Origin of the sequence: Pseudoalteromonas sp. SR44-8 (assembly GCF_014163635.1) — a bacterium.
In the GTDB taxonomy this organism is placed as follows: Bacteria; Pseudomonadota; Gammaproteobacteria; order Enterobacterales; family Alteromonadaceae; genus Pseudoalteromonas; species Pseudoalteromonas rhizosphaerae.
Genome location: NZ_JACJDS010000099.1, coordinates 1 through 441 on the forward strand (window position 1 = coordinate 1; position 441 = coordinate 441).

1 protein-coding gene is annotated in these 441 nt (G+C 37.4%); it reads right to left on the reverse strand.

Annotation, left to right across the window (positions count from 1 at the left end):
* Positions 1–73 precede the first annotated feature (73 nt).
* A complete protein-coding gene (locus tag H5183_RS21490) occupies positions 74–286 on the reverse strand; it encodes a calmodulin (protein ID WP_145241752.1) in 213 nt (70 codons plus the stop codon).
* Positions 287–441 lie beyond the last annotated feature (155 nt).

Below are 441 nucleotides of genomic sequence, written 5' to 3' on the forward strand. Positions count from 1 at the left end.
TTATCCTTTATCATGGGTTCCCTGCCCACTTAGGTTGTCTTTGGCAACTCAGGATAAACTCAGTATTAAATTATTAAGCTTTTGAAAACTCTTCTTTTGATAACTCACCGTTTTGGTCAGTATCAAGCTCTGCAAATGTTGTAGATGTAATACCACCCATTGATGCTTCTTGCTGGCTCAGAGCTCCATTCCCATCAACATCTAGCGTATCAAAATCGGTAGCAGCAAACGCCGCTGATGAAGATGCCAGTGCAATAAGTGCTAATGTTTTATTTAATGTGTTCATAATTAATATTCCTTCAATGTACTATCAAAAAATTTGTCTCAATACTGGTTTTCAATGCGAGTAAAGTCTTCCTTGTTATCCTTTATCATGGGTTCCCTGCCCACTTAGGTTGTCTTTGGCAACTCAGGATAAACTCAGTATTAAATTATTAAGCT